This is a genomic window from Blastococcus sp. TML/M2B, from assembly GCF_016612865.1.
Lineage (GTDB): Bacteria > Actinomycetota > Actinomycetes > Mycobacteriales > Geodermatophilaceae > Blastococcus.
The window spans coordinates 1,985,940-1,998,461 of record NZ_JAENZZ010000002.1 but is presented as its reverse complement, the minus strand read 5'-3'; the positions used below and the strand labels follow the sequence as shown (position 1 = coordinate 1,998,461).

Here is a 12,522-nt window from a genome sequence, read left to right as displayed (position 1 = left end):
GATGAGCCGACCCGACGGCGACCGCGTGCTCTCCTCGATGCCGGTCGGCTTCATGTCCGTCAGCGCCGACTGGGTGATCACGCACATCAACCCGGCTGCCGAGCAGTCCCTGCGGCTGGCGGCGAGCGACCTGGTCGGCCGCGACTACTGGGAGGCCTACCCGGCCAACCTGGACAACGAGTTCGGCCGCACCTACCGGGCGACGATGATCGACCGCGTGGTGCGGACCATCGAGTCCTTCTACCCGGAGCCGCTCAACCGCTGGTACGACGTCGAAGCCCAGCCGGTGGACGACGGCGGGCTGTACTTCTACTTCTCCGACGTCACCGACCGGCGGGTGGCGCAGGACCGGCTGGCGCTGCTGGACCGCGTGGGCGCCGAGCTGGCTGGCACGCTCGACATCCGGGCGGCGGCGGCCCGCATCCCGGAGCTCGTCGTCCCCGTCCTCGGGCACGGCGCCCTGGTCACGCTTCTGGACGAGGACGGCCGCCCGCGCAGCGTCGGCTCGTGGCACGTCGACCCGGCCGCGCGCGGCGCGGTCGAGCGGTACGCCGAGGTCCGGCTGGCCGACCTGCCCGCCGACGCCCCGATCCTGCGGGCCCTGCGCGGCGGCGAGACGGTGCTCCTCACCGCGGCCGAGGCCCGGGCGAGCCTGCCGGAGGGTGAGGCGCGGCCGCTGCTGGCGTCGTTCGGCATCGGGTACGGGATGACGCTGCCGCTGCGCGGGCACGCCCGCGTGGTCGGGGCGCTCACCCTCATGCTGCCCGGCACCGAGCCGCCGGAGGAGCGGCACGTCGCCACCGCCCGGCAGGTCGCCGACCGCATCGGGCTGGCGCTGGACAACGCCCGCATGTACGACCAGCAGCGGCAGCTCGCCGAGGGCCTGCAGCGCAGCCTGCTCACCGCCCCGGTGCAGCCGCCGCACGCGGAGATCGTGGTGCGGTACACCCCGGCCGCCGAGGCCGCCCGCGTCGGCGGCGACTGGTACGACGCGTTCGTCCAGCCCTCGGGGCGGTCGGTGCTGGTCATCGGCGACGTCGTCGGCCACGACACCGAGGCGGCCGCGTCGATGGGCCAGCTGCGCTCGCTGCTGCGGGGCATCGCCAGCTACAGCGACGGCTCCCCGGCCGAGGTGCTCCGCGGCCTGGACGGCGCCATGGACCAGTTGCGGGCGGACACCTACGCGACGGCCGCCGTCGCCAGCTTCGAGCCCGCCGACGGCGACGGCGCGGCACCGGGTGCGGTCCGCATGCGCTGGTCCAACGCCGGGCACCTGCCGATGCTCGTGATCCACCCCGACGGGACGCTCGCCGAGCTGGGGGAGTGGCAGGGCGACCTGATGCTCGGGGTCGACCCCGGTGCGCTCCGGCGGGACAGCGAGGTGCGGCTGGCCGAGGGGACGACGGTGCTGATGTTCACCGACGGGCTGATCGAGCGCCGGACCCGCGACCTGGACACCGTGGATGGCGCGGCTGCGCAGGATCGCCGGCGAGCTGGCCGACCGGCCCCTGGCCGAGCTCTGCGACGAGATCATCGAGCGCATGGTGGACGGCCGCGCCGAGGACGACGTCGCCCTCGTCGCGATCCGGCTGCGGGTCCGACGCGACTAGACATCACTGGACGCTGCTAGCCGACGCCGGAGCCGCCGACCGGGCGCTCGGGCAGCGGCGGCGGGTCCATCCCGGCCGCCATGAGCGTGCTGAGCATGCGGGCGGCGGCCTCGACCACCCGCAGCTCGCGCACCGCGCTGCGCGGTTTGGCGCGGAACGCCACCCCGCACAGCGTGCCGAACAGGGCGCCGTCGGCACGCACCAGCGGCACGCCCACGTAGGCCGCTACGTCGGCGATCGAGCCGGTCGTGCGGGAGGCGTACGCGGGGACGGCCGCGGTGACGGTGGCCAGCCGCGGCGCGCGTCCCTCCGTCATCTGGCGGCAGAAGCTGCGCTCCCAGGGCAGCTCCATGCCCGGTGCGGCGGCACCCTCGGGGTGGGCCAGCAGGATCACCTGGCGCTCGTCGACGACCTGGGTGACCAGCCAGACGTCCCAGCCCACGTACCCGGCGAGGAAGCGCAGCGCCCCCTCCGCGGCCGAGCACCAGTCACGCCACGGGGCGACGTCGCCGAGGTGATCCGGAACCATGTCGGCACATTCCGCCTCCGCGCCCCCGGCGTCAACCGGAGCGTGCGCCGGTCAGCGGACGCCGGTCAGCGGACGCCGGCGAGCCCGTCGTCGTCCGGGTCCTCCGGCCGGTCGGCGCGCTCGAGGGTCTCCTCCTCGGCCTGCGCCTCCATGAGGTGCGCCTCGCCGGCGACGGTGGCCGCCGCATCCCCGTGGGACTCGCCGTACACCTGCTCGGCGCGGCCCAGCAGTTCCTCGGCCTTGGCCTTGGCCTTCTCGAAGATGCTCATGCGCCCATCCTCCCGCCCGTCACCCGCTGTAGCACTGGTCGGGCTCCGCGGCCCGATCCGCTCCTCGCTCGTTCCTCGCTGCGATGCTCCCGGGCCTGTCACCCTCCGGCGAACGGGGGCAGTACGTCCACGACGGCGCCCGGTGAGAGCTCCAACGACCGGTCCCGGGTCTGCGTTCCGTCCACCAGGAACGAGCAGGCGGTGAGGACCTTGGCCATCCGGGCGCCGTGGGTGTCGACGATCTGGCCGACCAGCTGGTCCAGCGAGGCGGCCTCGCGGATCTCGGTGTCCACGCCGGAGGCCGCGCGGGCGCCGGCGAAGTAGCGCACGGTGACGGGCATCCTCACCCCCCGATCGCGGACATGGGCCGGGTCGGCTGCAGGAACGACGGGTCGTCGATGCCGTGCCCGGGCAGCTTGCCGAGGGTGGCGATCCGCCAGCGGTCGGCGATCTCCTGGTCGGTGGCCCCCTCGCGCAGCGGCGTCCGCAGGTCGGACTCCTCGCGGGCGAACAGGCAGTTGCGGATCTGGCCGTCGGCGGTGAGCCGGGTGCGGTCGCAGCTGCCGCAGAACGACCGGGTCACCGACGCGATGACGCCGACGGTGGCCGGCCCGCCGTCGACGAGCCAGCGCTCGGCGGGCGCGGAGCCGCGGGCCTCGGTGTCCGGCGTGAGCGTGTGGGCCGCGGACAGCCGCTCGAGGATGTCCTCGGCGGTGACCATCTCGCCGCGGGTCCAGGCGTGGTGGGCGTCCAGCGGCATCTGCTCGATGAACCGCAGCTGGTAGCCGTGCTCCAGGCAGAAGTCGAGCAGCGGGACGGCGTCGTCCTCGTTCATGCCGCGCAGCAGGACGGCGTTGACCTTGACCGGCGTGAGCCCGGCGCGCTGCGCGGCGGCCAGCCCGGCCAGGACGTCGTCGAACCGGTCTCGGTGGGTGAGCTGCTTGAACCGGTCGCGGTCGACGGTGTCCAGGCTGACGTTGATCCGGTCCAGCCCCGCCGCGGCCAGTGCCGGCGCGACCCGGGCCAGGCCGATCGCGTTCGTGGTCAGGCTGACCTCGGGCCGCGGCGTGAGCGCGGTCGCGCCGGCGACGATGCCGACCAGGCCCGGGCGCAGCAGCGGCTCGCCGCCGGTGAACCGGACCTCCTCGATGCCGAGGTGCTCCACGCCGATGCGCACCAGCCGGACGATCTCCTCGTCGGTGAGCACCTCGACCTTGGGCAGCCAGTCCAGGCCCTCGGGCGGCATGCAGTAGGTGCAGCGCAGGTTGCAGCGGTCGGTCAGCGACACCCGGAGGTCCGTGGCCACCCGGCCGTGCCGGTCGACCAGCCCGCCGGAGCCCGGCGCCGGGGGCGGCACGGCGCGCCGGACCACCGGGTCGGGGAGCTCGGCGCCGGTCATGGGGCGAATGTATCCCTGTGGGACGACGGATGCCGGGGCCGGAAATGCGGCGGTGCCCGGAGCCGTCCCGGAGCTAGGCTCCCGGCTGCCACCCGAGGGACCGGCGGAGCTCTGGGCCCGCACTCGCCCGTGGCCAGGAAGCGCGAGCAGCCCGTGTCACCCCGCACCGTCTTCGATCCCTACCGCCGCCTGTTCGCCGTGCCCGGCGCGCGGGCGTTCGCCCTCGCCGGCTGGGTCGCCCGGCTGCCCGCCCCGATGCTGGGGCTGGGCGCGGTCCTCCTGGTCCAGGAGGCGTCCGGCAGCTACGGCCTCGCGGGCGCCGTCTCCGGCACGCTGGCGCTGAGCTTCGCCCTGGCCGGCCCGCAGTGGGCCCGGGCCATGGACCGCCGCGGGCAGGGCGTCGTGCTGCGGGTCGCGATGGCGGCGATGCTGCTCACCGGCGTCGCCTTCGCCGTGGCGGTGCAGACCGGCGCCCCGCGGTGGAGCTGGTTCCTGCTGGCCGCGTTGACCGGCGCCTCGGCGCCCAACGTCGGCTCGATGGTGCGCGCCCGGTGGTCGGCGGCGCTGGACCCCGCGGGCCGGCAGACGGCGTTCGCCTTCGAGGCTGTCGTCGACGAGGTGGTGTTCATCGTCGGCCCGCCGCTGGTGACGCTGCTGGCCACCCTGGTCGCGCCGGAGGTCGGCTTCCTCACCGGCATCCTGCTGGGCGTGGCCGGTGGCCTGGCCCTGGCCTCGCTGCGCGCCAGCGAGCCGCCGCTGCACCCGCGCGAGACGCCGTCCTCGGGCCGGCACCGCTCCGTGCTCACCCCGGCGCTCCTGGTCGTCGCGCTCACCTACCTGGCCGTGGGGGCGGTGTTCGGCGCGATCGACGTCGTCGTCATCGGGTTCGCCGAGGCCGAGGGCGCCAAGGCGTTCTCCGGTCTGGCGCTGGCGGTGTTCGCCCTCGGCAGCCTGGTCGCGGGCCTGGTCTACGGGCTGGCCCGCCCGGCCGCGTCGCTGGCCGGACGGTTCGTGGCGACGGCGGTGGCCTTCGCCCTGGCCGCCCAGCTGCTGTGGGCCGTGGGCTCGCTGCTGCTGCTCGCCCTCTGCGGCTTCCTCGCCGGGCTGACCATCGCGCCGGTCCTGGTGTCGGGCACCTCGCTGGTCGAGTCCCGGGTGGGTCGGGGCGTGCTCACCGAGTCGCTGGCCTGGACGATCACCGGCCTCACGCTCGGCGTCACCGCGGGCTCGGCGCTGGCGGGCGCCGCCGTCGACGCGTGGGGCGCGGAGCGGGCGTTCGCCGTGCCGGCCCTCGCCGCCGCGCTCGCCGGCGTGCTCGCGCTCGTCGGGGCGCCGCTGCTGCGGGAGCGGGCGGCTGTGTCGGCCGCGACCCCGGTGGAACGGGTGAACGCCGCGACGCAGGGGTAGGCGGTGGACGGCCCGATCGCGCACGACCCGTCGCGCGGGGGCCGTTTCCCGTCGAGAGGACCTTTCCTGTGGCCGTGCCCACCATCGCTCTGAACAACGGCGTCGAGATCCCCCAGCTGGGGTTCGGCGTCTACCAGGTCCCGCCGGAGGACACCGCCGACGTCGTCGCCCAGGCGCTCGAGGTCGGCTACCGGCACATCGACACCGCGGAGATGTACGGCAACGAGAAGGGCGTCGGCGAGGCCATCGCCCGCTCCGGCATCGACCGCGGCGAGATCTTCGTGACCAGCAAGCTGAACAACGGCTTCCACCGCCGCGACGACGCGCTGCGCGCCTTCGACCGGACCCTGGCCGACCTCGGCACCGACCACCTGGACCTGTTCCTCATCCACTGGCCGCTGCCCGGCATCGACGTCGACTTCGTCGAGACCTGGAAGGCCATGGAGGAGATCTACGCCGGGGGCCGCGCCAGGGCCGTCGGCGTCTCCAACTTCCAGGCGCACCACCTGCGCCGGCTCTTCGACGAGACCGAGGTGCGGCCGGCGGTGAACCAGATCGAGGTGCACCCCTACCTCGCGCAGGACGAGCTGCGGGCCTTCGACGCCGAGCACGAGATCGTCACCGAGGCGTGGTCGCCGATCGCGCAGGGCAAGGTGCTCGACGACCCGGCCATCACCGCGATCGCCGAGCGCCTGGAGCGCACGCCGGCGCAGGTCGTGCTGCGCTGGCACGTGCAGCGCGGCGACGTCGTCTTCCCGAAGTCGGTGTCACGCACGCGCATGGAGGAGAACTTCGCGCTGTTCGACTTCGAGCTGTCGACGTCGGACATGGCGGCGCTGACCGGGCTGGACCGCGGCGAGCGCACCGGCCCCGACCCGGACACGTTCAACTACATCCCCCGCTGACCTGATCCACCCCACCCCGGCGAGATCGCCGATCTCGCACGTTCCCGGGCCTCCGGGCGTGCGAGATCGGCGATCTCGCCGGTTCGGGAGGGGAGGAGCACCTAGCCGGAGGTGGCCAGGACGGCGCCGGCCGCGTCGTAGGCCGTCACGGTGAACGGCGCCGTGCCACCCGGCGGTGGGAACACCGGCAGGTAGGTGCCCCAGACCCGCTCACCGGGGCGCGGCCCGTCGGCGGCGAGCACGGCGTCCCGCGTGCTCCCGTCGACGGCGGTCACCGTGACCCGCGTCGTCCCCGGTGGGGCCACGCCGCCCACGATCCCGGAACCGAAGCCGCTGACGGCCCAGCTCGCCCAGCGGCGGTGGCAGCACCGACCCGCCGTTGCCGCCGCCGGAGGTGAGATCGAAGGAGCAGGTGCTCCACTCGCCCCAGCTGGAGTAGGGGTTCGGTGCCAGCTGGAACACCCAGCGGGAGTTCCCCTCCACCCCGCTCGTGTAGCCGCTGTCCGACGGGCAGGGCGACTCCACCGCGGTCGGCGGGCGGCTCTGGATCTCCCCGTCCAGCGCCTCGAACTCCTCCCACGTCCCGACGCGGAGGGCCTCGACGACCTGGTCGAGGACCTGCTCCCGGTCCCCGGCCCGGTCCCTGTCCGCGCCCATGGTCACGACGACGGAGATGACCAGGCCGTCCTCCGCCCAGACCCGCCCCCGTGCGTCGGGGTCGCCCACGTTGGCGCCTTGCAGGTCGCCGGCAGAACCCGGGTTGCCACGGACCGTGGTCCCGCTGGCGTCCTCGAGCCAGAAGCCCCACAGCGCCGCGAGGCGCGGATCGGCCCGCACGGCGTTCCACGGTGACCTGGGTCCCGTCGCCCCGGAGGAACATGTGCACCCCCGCCCCGGATCCGGGCCGGTCCTGCGCGCTCCCGGCGATGAGCGGCTCCAGCCCGGCGGGCACGGCGTCCGCGGCGAGCGCGGTGGTGGCCGATGCGAAGTCCGCGCCGCGCGCGGCCGCGACGAGCTCGTCGTCGTCGATCCCCCGGCCGACGACGAACTCGGTGTAGTCGTTGCCCTCGAGCACCACCCAGGTCCGGTCGGAGTCGGGCACCACCCGACCGGGGAGGTCGCTGCCCAGGTCGACCTCCTCGCCCGGCGCCTCGTAGCCCGGGCCGGCGATGGTGGCCGACCCCGTGCTCGTCCCGACCAGCACGACCGGCCCGTCCAGGGTGTCGGCCAGCGCCGGATCGCCGTAGAGCGTCGCGCGGGCCGGCAGGTAGTCGCCTGCGGCGTCGTTGAACCAGAGGTCGTCCTCCGGTGGCCGGTAGCTGAGACCGGTGAGCAGCAGCCCCTCGGGAACGGCGTCGATGATCACCGGCGCCTCCAGCGGGAGCGCGTCGACGACCAGTTCGTCACCCCCTGCCCCCGGACGCGCGGGGCCCTCGCCCGCCACGGACCCGGGCGCGCCGGCGTCGTCACCCGTGTCCGCGCACCCGCTCACGCCCGCCACCACGAGGGCGGCCAGCACCGCCGTCCGCACCCTGATCCGCGAGGTCACGGGCGCATCGTGCCCGCGACAGGTCTCGGCGGGGTCTCAGTCGGTCGTGACGAAGTCGATCAGCTCCTCGACCCGGCCGATCAGCTGCGGCTCCAGGTCGGTCCAGGTGCGCACGCGGGCGAGGATGCGCTGCGCCCAGACGTAGCCGGTGTCGTCCTCCCAGCCCAGCCGCCGGCAGACGCCGGTCTTCCAGTCCTCGCCCTTGGGCACGGTCGGCCACGCCTCGATGCCGACGACGGACGGCTTCACGGCCTGCCAGATGTCGATGTACGGGTGGCCGACGACGAGCGCGTGGGCGCCGGTGACCTGCTCGGCGATCCGCGACTCCTTCGACCCGCGCACCAGGTGGTCGACCAGCACGCCGAGGCGCCGTCCCGACGAGGGGCGGAACTCCCGCACGATCCCCGGCAGGTCGTCGACGCCGTGCAGCGGCTCGACGACGACGCCCTCGATCCGCAGGTCGTGGCCCCAGACCTTCTCGACCAGCTCGGCGTCGTGCTTGCCCTCGACGTAGATGCGGCCCTCGCGCGCGACCCGCGCCCGCGCACCGGCGACGTAGGTGGAGCCCGAGGCGCTGCGCGCGGGCCCGGTCGCCGCCGCCTGCTTCGGCCGCACCAGCACGACCGGCCGGCCGTCGACCCAGAAGCCCGGCCCCAGCGGGTAGCCCTTCACGCGGCCGAAGCGGTCCTCGAGGTGGACGACGTCCTTCTCGCAGCGCACGACGGCGCCCACGAAGCCCGAGCTCGGGTCTTCGACGACGAGGTCCTTCTCGGCCTCGACGGTGGGCACGGGCTTCTTCTGCGTGCGCGGGTGGACGAGGTTGTCGTACGGCGAACGGGGAGGCACTCGACGACGCTAGGCAGACCCGCGCGCCGCGCCCGGGACGACGCGCCGGGCGGGTGCGCTGCCGCGCTCGGGCGGACACGCCCGACTGGGCCCCGGTTGCTCAGCGTGAACGACCGATCGAGTCGGTTGCGTCTCGCAACCGAACGATCTCGCGCGACCCCCGCGCGCCGCTCAGCAGCACGGATACCCCCGATGCCGCTGCGATCGTCACTCCGCGTCACGGGTATCCCGGTGGCGTTCCGGTACGGCTCGGGACACCGGATGGGGCGCGATCGTTTCGCCCGGCACCTCCCGGTCACCCAGACGGGTGACCGGAACACCCGCATCCTGATGGGAGCGCACCCGCGATGATCGGTACCGAGACCCTCGACCGCGTGATCGGCAAGGACGTCTACGACGAGTCCGGCCAGAAGATCGGCTCCGCCGGGGAGGTGTACCTGGACGACGAGACCGGCCGCCCCGAGTGGGTCACCGTGCGCACCGGCCTGTTCGGGACCAAGGAGTCCTTCGTCCCCATCCGCGACGCCGACCTCACCGACCAGGGCCTGCGCGTCCCGGTGAGCAAGGACCGCGTGAAGGACGCCCCGAAGATCGACACGGACGGTCACCTCTCGCCGCAGGAGGAGCAGGAGCTCTACCGCTACTACGGCATGGGCGCCGGCGGCACGGGAACCGAGACGACCGGCCGTGAGCACCTGGCCGGCACCGAGTCCACCACCGGCATGGCCATGGAGGACACCTCCGGCCGGCACATGGCCGGCACCGGCACCGTGGGCACCGACCGCGACACCAACCGGCACGGCACGGTCGGGCACGACACCTCCGGCCCGACGACCGACGACGCCATGACCCGCTCCGAGGAGCGCATGACCGTCGGCACCACCCGTGAAGAGGTGGGCCGGGCGCGGCTGCGCAAGTACGTGGTCACCGAGAACGTGACCGAGAGCGTGCCGGTCACCCGCGAGGAGGTCCGCGTCGAGCGCGAGCCGATCACCGACGCCAACGCGGGCCGGGCGATGGACGGCCCGGCGATCAGCGAGGAGGAGCACGAGGTCACGCTGCACGCCGAGCGGGCCGTCGTCGAGAAGGAGGCCGTGCCGGTCGAGCGCGTCCGCCTGGACAAGGAGACCGTCACCGAGCAGGAGCAGGTCTCGGCCGACCTCCGCAAGGAGGAGATCGAGGTCGACGGCGTCCGGGAGGGCGTCCGCGACGACGCCCGGGAGGGCTTCCGGGACGACGAGCGACGCCGCTGAGCGACCCTGACCTGCGGCGGCCGGCCGGACGATCAGCCCCGGCCGGTCGCCGTGCTCAGTCCGCGAGGCAGGCGGTGAGCGCGTCCACCATGAGCGGGACGTCGAGCGCCGAGGCGACCTCGCGGCAGGAGTGCATGGCCAGCTGGGCCATGCCGACGTCGACGGTCGCGATCCCCAGCCGGGTCGCGGTCAGCGGGCCGATCGTGCTGCCGCACGGGAGGTCGGCGCGCATGACGAAGGACTGCGACGGGACGCCGGCCTCCGCGCAGCGCTCGCGGAACCAGCCGCCGGTCGCGGCGTCCGTCGCGTAGGCCTGGTTCGCGTTGAGCTTCACGACCGGCCCACCGCCCAGCCGCGGCTGGTGGGCCGGCTCGTGGCGCTCGGCGCGGGTCGGGTGCACGCCGTGCGCCATGTCGGCCGAGACCAGCACCGAGCGGGCGATCGCCCGGTGCACCGCCTCGGCGTCGCCCGGGTCGGTGGCGGTGGCCAACCGGCGGACGACGTCCTCGAGGAAGCTGCCCCGCGCTCCTGCCATCGAGCCGCTGCCGACCTCCTCGTGGTCGTTGCACACGAGCAGCTGGGTCCGCTCGCCGGCGGGCGCCGCCAGCAGGGCGAGCAGGCCGGCGTGGCAGGAGGTCAGGTTGTCCAGGCGCGGGGCGGCGATCCAGCTGCCGTCGGCGCCGGCCCGCGCGGCGGAGCTGGGTGTCGGCGAGCACCAGGTCGTGCCCGACGACGTCGCCGGGGGTCGCTCCCGCCGCGGCGGCGACCGCCTCGAGCAGGCCGGGCTCCTCGCCGAGGTCGCCGTCCCACACCGGCACCAGGTGCCGCTGGGGGTCGAGGGTGAGGCCCTCGCGCACCGAGCGGTCCAGGTGGATGGCCAGCGACGGGAAGCGCAGCGGCGCCCCGGGCAGCCGAACCAGCTCCGTTCCCCCGCCGCGGAGGACCACCCGGCCGGCGACGGTCAGCTCGCGGTCCAGCCAGGTGTGCCACAGGCCGCCGCCGTAGGGCTCGACGCCCACCAGCCGGTACCCGGCCTGCCGGACGTCGGCGTGCGGGCGGACCTTGAACGTCGGGCTGTCGGTGTGCGCGCCGACGAGCCGCATCCCGGTGTCGCCGAGGGCGCCGCTGCCGAGCCGGAAGGCGATCAGGCTGCCGGCTCGGACGACGAAGTGCCGGCCGCCGGCGCTCACCCGCCACCGCTCGGCCTCGGCCAGCTCGGTGAAGCCGGCGGCGGTCAGCCGGCGGGCCAGCTCGGCGACCGCGTGGCCGGGGGAGGGCGAGACGTCCACGAACGCCCGCAGGTCGTCGCCCAGGGCCAGCTCGTCGCGAGCGGCGGAGTCGGGGGTGGGGGCGTCCGGCGTCGGCATGCCCGCCATCGTGCCCGACGCCGGCCGGCACGGCCCCGGCCGCCGGTGGGATGCTCCCGGTCGTGTCCCCGCCCACCGGGGCAGAGATGGCCATTTCTGCCCTTCCGCACGTCTACGACGTCGAGATCGTCGGGCTGGTGGCCTCGCCCGCGCACCGCTACGACGGCCGCCCGGGGCCGGCCCTCCCCCAGCAGGACGGCGACCGGCGGACGGAGGTCGAGGTGCGGGCCGGCCACGGCGTCGTCGGCGACCGCTACGCGGGCCGCCCGGCGCACCGCGACGCCCAGGTCACCGTGCTGGCCGCCGAGGCGGTGGACGCGCTCGCCGCGGAGCTGGGCGCGGGCCCGTTGGATCCACTGCTCGCCCGGCGCACCGTCGTCCTACGGGGCGCGGAGGTCGAGGCCCTGCGGGGGCAGGAGTTCTCGCTCGACTGCGGCGCCGGCGAGGTGCGGCTCCGCGGCGGACGTCCGGCCAACCCCTGCGCCTGGCTGGACACCGCGCTCGCGCCCGGCGCCCACCGCGGGCTGCGCGGCCGGGCCGGGATCCGCTGCGCGGCGCTCCGCGACGGCGTGCTGCGGCTGGGCCCCGCCGTCCTCCGCTCGGCCGTGCCGCTGGACCCCGCGGCGGCGGGCCGGGCGGTGCGCCCGGCGCGCCCCCGCTGAGGACGGCGCTCTGCCAGACTCCCGGCCGTGCAGCTGCTGGGCGCCGGCCGGGACGCGGACGTCTTCGCCCTCGACGGCGGCCGGGTGCTGCGTCGCTACCGCGACCCGGGGAAGACGGCCGACCGGGAGGCCGCCGTCATGGCACACGCGCGCAGTCACGGCCTCCCGGTGCCGGAGGTGTTCGACGTCGACGGCCCCGACCTGGTCATGGCGCGGGCGACCGGGCCGACGATGACCGCCGCCCTGGCGCGCCGGCCCTGGACGCTGCCGGCGCAGGCCCGCGCGCTGGCCCGGGTGCACCGGCTGGTGCACGCGGTGCCGGCGCCGGACTGGCTCGACCGGCCGGTGGGAGGGCCCGGTGGGGGAAGGTGACGCCCTGCTGCACCTGGACCTGCACCCGGACAACGTGCTGCTCACCGCCGACGGGCCGGTGGTCATCGACTGGACCAACGCCGCGCGTGGCCGGCCGGAGGTGGACGTCGCCGACGCCTGGCTGGCGATGTCCGTGGGCAGCGTGCCCGGCGGCCGCCTGCAGGCCGCCGTCGTCGGGGCCGCGCAGGGCACGTTCGCCCGGCTCTTCCGCCGCGCCGCGGGCCTGGACCTCGCCGCCGCGCTGCCGGTGGCGGCCGCCCGCCGGCTGGCCGACCGCAACCTGGGCGAGGGCGAACGCGCAGCTGTCCGGCGCCTCGCGGACCGCGGGTGAGCGCTGCGTCACTGCTTCCTGGC

General features: G+C 75.3%; 16 protein-coding genes and 1 pseudogene. 8 read left to right on the top strand and 9 right to left on the bottom strand.

Going from position 1 to position 12,522, the window contains the following annotated elements; translation table 11 throughout:
* Nucleotide 1 precedes the first annotated feature (1 nt).
* Nucleotides 2-1,630 carry a GAF domain-containing SpoIIE family protein phosphatase gene (locus tag JKP75_RS18295; RefSeq protein ID WP_200493349.1) on the top strand — a complete coding sequence of 543 codons (1,629 nt, stop codon included), beginning with the start codon at nucleotides 2-4 and terminating at the stop codon, nucleotides 1,628-1,630.
* On the opposite strand, the gene JKP75_RS18290 is transcribed toward JKP75_RS18295, so the two are convergent.
* From JKP75_RS18290 to moaA, 4 genes are all read right to left on the bottom strand, one after another.
* On the bottom strand, nucleotides 1,627-2,139 hold the full coding sequence (locus JKP75_RS18290; protein ID WP_200489901.1) for a histidine kinase: 513 nt from the start codon (nucleotides 2,137-2,139) through the stop codon (nucleotides 1,627-1,629). The two genes, JKP75_RS18295 and JKP75_RS18290, sit on opposite strands and share 4 nt — an antisense overlap.
* A gap of 65 nt (nucleotides 2,140-2,204) precedes the next feature.
* Nucleotides 2,205-2,408 carry a hypothetical protein gene (locus JKP75_RS18285; protein WP_200489902.1) on the bottom strand — a complete coding sequence of 68 codons (204 nt, stop codon included), beginning with the start codon at nucleotides 2,406-2,408 and terminating at the stop codon, nucleotides 2,205-2,207.
* A gap of 98 nt (nucleotides 2,409-2,506) precedes the next feature.
* Nucleotides 2,507-2,749 carry a MoaD/ThiS family protein gene (locus tag JKP75_RS18280; RefSeq protein ID WP_200491282.1) on the bottom strand — a complete coding sequence of 81 codons (243 nt, stop codon included), beginning with the start codon at nucleotides 2,747-2,749 and terminating at the stop codon, nucleotides 2,507-2,509.
* 2 nt (nucleotides 2,750-2,751) lie between these two features.
* Nucleotides 2,752-3,807 carry a GTP 3',8-cyclase MoaA gene (moaA, locus tag JKP75_RS18275; RefSeq protein WP_200489903.1) on the bottom strand — a complete coding sequence of 352 codons (1,056 nt, stop codon included), beginning with the start codon at nucleotides 3,805-3,807 and terminating at the stop codon, nucleotides 2,752-2,754.
* A 153-nt stretch (nucleotides 3,808-3,960) separates the two neighbouring features.
* Here moaA and JKP75_RS18270 point away from each other — a divergent pair, with 153 nt between their 5' ends.
* Both JKP75_RS18270 and JKP75_RS18265 read left to right on the top strand, forming a co-directional pair.
* A complete protein-coding gene (locus JKP75_RS18270) occupies nucleotides 3,961-5,214 on the top strand; it encodes an MFS transporter (RefSeq protein ID WP_200489904.1) in 1,254 nt (417 codons plus the stop codon).
* Between the two features lie 74 nt (nucleotides 5,215-5,288).
* Nucleotides 5,289-6,119: an aldo/keto reductase gene (locus JKP75_RS18265; protein ID WP_200489905.1), complete on the top strand. Its 831-nt coding sequence runs from the start codon at nucleotides 5,289-5,291 to the stop codon at nucleotides 6,117-6,119.
* A 101-nt stretch (nucleotides 6,120-6,220) separates the two neighbouring features.
* Here JKP75_RS18265 and JKP75_RS18260 read toward each other — a convergent pair whose 3' ends face one another.
* Together JKP75_RS18260 and JKP75_RS18255 are read right to left on the bottom strand one after the other, a co-directional pair.
* Complete coding sequence (locus JKP75_RS18260; RefSeq protein ID WP_200493348.1) at nucleotides 6,221-6,361, bottom strand: hypothetical protein; 141 nt, start codon at nucleotides 6,359-6,361, stop codon at nucleotides 6,221-6,223.
* Complete coding sequence (locus JKP75_RS18255) at nucleotides 6,330-6,956, bottom strand: hypothetical protein (RefSeq protein WP_200493347.1); 627 nt, start codon at nucleotides 6,954-6,956, stop codon at nucleotides 6,330-6,332. Before JKP75_RS18255 ends, JKP75_RS18260 begins: the two co-directional genes overlap by 32 nt.
* 89 nt (nucleotides 6,957-7,045) lie before the next feature.
* Between JKP75_RS18255 and JKP75_RS23150 the strand changes: the two genes are divergently transcribed.
* Complete coding sequence (locus tag JKP75_RS23150) at nucleotides 7,046-7,177, top strand: hypothetical protein (RefSeq protein WP_255523327.1); 132 nt, start codon at nucleotides 7,046-7,048, stop codon at nucleotides 7,175-7,177.
* Between the two features lie 527 nt (nucleotides 7,178-7,704).
* Here JKP75_RS23150 and JKP75_RS18250 read toward each other — a convergent pair.
* Nucleotides 7,705-8,514 carry a DUF3097 domain-containing protein gene (locus tag JKP75_RS18250; protein ID WP_200489907.1) on the bottom strand — a complete coding sequence of 270 codons (810 nt, stop codon included), beginning with the start codon at nucleotides 8,512-8,514 and terminating at the stop codon, nucleotides 7,705-7,707.
* 347 nt (nucleotides 8,515-8,861) lie between these two features.
* Here JKP75_RS18250 and JKP75_RS18245 point away from each other — a divergent pair, with 347 nt between their 5' ends.
* Nucleotides 8,862-9,767 carry a DUF2382 domain-containing protein gene (locus JKP75_RS18245; protein WP_200489908.1) on the top strand — a complete coding sequence of 302 codons (906 nt, stop codon included), beginning with the start codon at nucleotides 8,862-8,864 and terminating at the stop codon, nucleotides 9,765-9,767.
* 55 nt (nucleotides 9,768-9,822) lie between these two features.
* On the opposite strand, the gene JKP75_RS23145 is transcribed toward JKP75_RS18245, so the two are convergent.
* Together JKP75_RS23145 and JKP75_RS23140 are read right to left on the bottom strand one after the other, a co-directional pair.
* Nucleotides 9,823-10,407: a hypothetical protein gene (locus JKP75_RS23145; protein WP_255523387.1), complete on the bottom strand. Its 585-nt coding sequence runs from the start codon at nucleotides 10,405-10,407 to the stop codon at nucleotides 9,823-9,825.
* 118 nt (nucleotides 10,408-10,525) lie between these two features.
* Nucleotides 10,526-11,134: pseudogene (locus tag JKP75_RS23140) on the bottom strand (M18 family aminopeptidase); the annotation flags it as partial.
* 62 nt (nucleotides 11,135-11,196) lie between these two features.
* Between JKP75_RS23140 and JKP75_RS18235 the strand changes: the two are divergent.
* Genes JKP75_RS18235 through JKP75_RS23130 form a run of 3 tightly spaced genes read left to right on the top strand, consistent with a single transcriptional unit; the run spans nucleotide 11,197 to nucleotide 12,499 of the window.
* Complete coding sequence (locus JKP75_RS18235) at nucleotides 11,197-11,796, top strand: MOSC domain-containing protein (protein WP_309229976.1); 600 nt, start codon at nucleotides 11,197-11,199, stop codon at nucleotides 11,794-11,796.
* Between the two features lie 27 nt (nucleotides 11,797-11,823).
* Nucleotides 11,824-12,168, top strand: a complete 345-nt coding sequence (locus tag JKP75_RS23135; protein ID WP_200489910.1) for a phosphotransferase — start codon at nucleotides 11,824-11,826, stop codon at nucleotides 12,166-12,168.
* Nucleotides 12,155-12,499, top strand: a complete 345-nt coding sequence (locus tag JKP75_RS23130) for a phosphotransferase (RefSeq protein WP_200489911.1) — start codon at nucleotides 12,155-12,157, stop codon at nucleotides 12,497-12,499. The genes JKP75_RS23135 and JKP75_RS23130 overlap by 14 nt, the downstream gene beginning before the upstream one ends.
* The last annotated feature ends 23 nt before the right edge of the window (nucleotides 12,500-12,522 follow it).

What these genes read in the sequence shown, in the direction of transcription:
- JKP75_RS18295 (WP_200493349.1), top strand. Translation starts at nt 2, where the DNA reads ATGAGCCGACCCGACGGCGACCGCGTGCTCTCCTCGATGCCGGTCGGC.
- JKP75_RS18290 (WP_200489901.1), bottom strand. Translation starts at nt 2,139, where the DNA reads ATGGTTCCGGATCACCTCGGCGACGTCGCCCCGTGGCGTGACTGGTGC.
- JKP75_RS18285 (WP_200489902.1), bottom strand. Translation starts at nt 2,408, where the DNA reads ATGAGCATCTTCGAGAAGGCCAAGGCCAAGGCCGAGGAACTGCTGGGC.
- JKP75_RS18280 (WP_200491282.1), bottom strand. Translation starts at nt 2,749, where the DNA reads ATGCCCGTCACCGTGCGCTACTTCGCCGGCGCCCGCGCGGCCTCCGGC.
- moaA (WP_200489903.1), bottom strand. Translation starts at nt 3,807, where the DNA reads ATGACCGGCGCCGAGCTCCCCGACCCGGTGGTCCGGCGCGCCGTGCCG.
- JKP75_RS23150 (WP_255523327.1), top strand. Translation starts at nt 7,046, where the DNA reads ATGAGCGGCTCCAGCCCGGCGGGCACGGCGTCCGCGGCGAGCGCGGTG.
- JKP75_RS18245 (WP_200489908.1), top strand. Translation starts at nt 8,862, where the DNA reads ATGATCGGTACCGAGACCCTCGACCGCGTGATCGGCAAGGACGTCTAC.